This is a genomic window from Acetivibrio sp. (assembly GCF_035371925.1).
Taxonomy (GTDB): Bacteria; Bacillota; Clostridia; order Acetivibrionales; family Acetivibrionaceae; genus Hungateiclostridium.
Genome location: NZ_DAORXT010000174.1, coordinates 1 through 2,413, shown reverse-complemented (window position 1 = coordinate 2,413; position 2,413 = coordinate 1). Strand labels below are relative to the sequence as shown.

The 2,413-nt window shown below is 42.1% G+C and carries 1 protein-coding gene; it reads right to left on the bottom strand.

Annotation, left to right across the window (positions count from 1 at the left end):
• Positions 1-860 precede the first annotated feature (860 nt).
• On the bottom strand, positions 861-2,291 hold the full coding sequence (locus tag PLH43_RS13570; protein WP_324364000.1) for an ISLre2 family transposase: 1,431 nt from the start codon (positions 2,289-2,291) through the stop codon (positions 861-863).
• Positions 2,292-2,413: the final 122 nt, after the last annotated feature.

The window sequence follows — 2,413 nt, the reverse complement described above, 5'->3', positions numbered from 1 at the left end:
AGGCATATGCCTTAATTTTGATGTGGCTCCAATTCTCCACACATCAATAACAATATTTAACTTTCATTTATATTGTACAATATTTTAATATATATTGCAACTATTGCAACTAAATTGATAGCGTCAGTTTACTGTAGGGAAAAGAAAAAAAGAATCATCCTGATATTTAATAGTCAGGAACGCCCTTTACAACAAACATCCCCGGAGATGTTTTTATAGCCTGGGTAACCCCCTATAAAAATAGCTGAGCTTTAGCGTTTAAGTCACTACTTTGCTCATTATACCACATGTATCCCCGTTATTGTAAAGGGTTCGCTTCAACGTGTTGAGCCGTTAATTTGGGCAATTTTTTCATTTCCCTTATAGTCTGTACATAAGGTAATTTATTTGTATTTCTCTCTTTTCATAAAAGGTAAAAATGCTACGCATTTTTGCATGTAAAGTCTTCGAAGCAAAACTTCATATTCAAATGTATCCCCTTACTTTCGTCCGCCTATGGGAGTGTGTCAAGGCCTTTTGCGGCATAAACGGTTTCCTTCCCGGCTTACGCCGGGCCCCTCCCATTTATTCCACAGTGCCTTGACACACTCCCACCGCCATGCTCTTGTCTCTTCTGCCGATGGGGGAAGGGAAGTAGCAAATCCTTTTGTCTCTTTCCCCCATCGGACCTCCCATTGTAGCATGGCGGCCGGCGTACTATTGCGTACCTGCCTCCGCAATGTTTCGCCTCAGGGGTCTGCTAAAGCAGCAAATCCTCCGTTGCTTTTCCACATAATGTCGTGATTATGGAAAGACCTTCTTCAAGGCCTACTATATTTTTTTGCCTGCAAAGATTTTACTCTAAACTTCGCCCTCCCTTCTTATCCACACATGCCAATAATACCTCTGAGAGCCCTGTAAAGAACAGTTTTGTGTCCCGTCTGCAATACCGTCAGGTTCACGTTTGTAATGTCCTCGTACTTGGTTGATCCTCTTCTGAAGCCGTTTATCATTTCTTCCTGTTCTCTGATTTCTTGCTCCTTTTGCTCCCGTTTCTTCTGTCCCATTACCAAATCGTAGATTTTCCCACCGTTCTGCTTGTATATCCTAAGACGAGCCATTTGGTCAGCACCGAGTTTCGACCATCCTTTTGGCCGACTACTGAGCCTTTCCGAAAATACATGGCTCACATGACCTTCCGCACTACACCCGACAATTTCACCAGCTTTTTCTTCCCTAATCTCTATCCCATCCCAGTTGTTCAGTATATACCTTTTTGCTTCCCGTACAGCCTCTTTCTTTGTTTCGCTTTCTGTCAGCTTCAGTACTCTGTCAAAAACCTCCGCTGTCTTCTTCTTATCCGTAATCCCTATCGTATCCCGCAAGGCATTGTACCAACAGTCGTCTGGCAGGTGAGCGGTTGCTTTCCGTATGTATTTATTCATATGGTGATTATCTAATACAAACCTGCTTTTAGGAATCCATTGAAGCCCCTGCCGGATCCACGATGCCCCATCTCCTGAAATGTATATTGTCTCAATCCTCTCCTCAATATACTGTTCATCTATATACTGGGCCACTTTAAGCCATAAATCTTCGCTTTTGATATCTCCGCCAAAGTACCGGACATTCTTTAGCATAGCCCTCTTTTTTGTACTTTTTTCTTCATCAATTCCTTCGTGTAGATATACCAGCTTTGGCATGCTCATTCCTGCCTTACGCCGTCCATTCCCACCCTTATTCTGAAGGGAAACATGGTCTTCATCGGCTTCTATGTATAGCACTCGCACGGCCCTTTTTTCTTTTTTCGGCAGCGGTGCATCCACAACTTCTATCTCGTGTACTTTATTCATTACTGCCTGTTTGCTTATCTCACTGTCGTAGGCAGCTTTTGCCCCAGCCTTCCTGTAACTGCTTTGTGTCGCTTCTTCAATCGCATTTATTACTACATCCGCACTCACTCGTTCATGTGGCTTTATTCCCGCCAGTTCATCCACCAAGTACTTCCGATGACCGCCTGCCTTGGGTTTGTAATATGTCCGCCTATATGTAACCGTACCAAAGCTCGTTAAAAGTGTGTTCGGATCTTTCCTGATAACCTCGTATTTCTTCTTGCGTTCGGCACTGTTCCGGAGATATTCGTCCATATCTTCCAGAACTTCTGCTACAATGTTTCTCCCTAGTTCAAACAGGCTTTCCTGCAAGCCGAGTACCAAGTCTGCTAAATCCTTTTTCTCTGCCACAAAACTTTCTATTATTTTTTCAATTTTTTTAACGCCAATATCATTAAAATGTTGTATACTGTTATACATAGAAGATGATCTCCTTTGTTAGTGTATTTTTTGAGCGATTATATATTAACAGGATTTCATCTTCTTTTCTATTGTTTTTCCAGATTATACCTTTGAATTCCCTATAGTAATTTTACGCTAAC